Annotated in this window: 1 protein-coding gene; it reads right to left on the bottom strand. The window is 60.6% G+C overall.

The window, feature by feature from the left end; all coding sequences use genetic code 11:
• Positions 1 to 264: DDE-type integrase/transposase/recombinase (locus R2R70_RS20875; RefSeq protein WP_410979031.1), on the bottom strand; the 264-nt coding region annotated here is incomplete at both ends.

Raw genomic sequence — 264 nt, 5'->3', positions numbered from 1 at the left:
CGATGTTGGCCGTCGCCATAAGCATCGCGTTCGACAACGATGGTCTTGGCGTTGTCGTAAAGGATCTCGCGAGGAATGCCACCCAAGGCTTCGAACAGCGCATGATGACAGGCAACCAGCGTCTCGGCGCGTTCATCGGTGGTGAAGTGTGCCCAGCGCCAACGACTGAAGCCGAGCGTGGCGGTGAAGGCGTAAAGCGGGTCGGTGCCTCGTCGGAAGACAACGAAATCGCACTGCATCTGCCGACCGGGCTCGGTCTCGAAC

The organism is Cobetia sp. SIMBA_158, from assembly GCF_046566945.1.
GTDB classification, from domain to species: domain Bacteria; phylum Pseudomonadota; class Gammaproteobacteria; order Pseudomonadales; family Halomonadaceae; genus Cobetia; species Cobetia amphilecti.
Note: the sequence above shows the minus strand (reverse complement) of the source record. Positions and strands in the feature narration are given on the sequence as shown.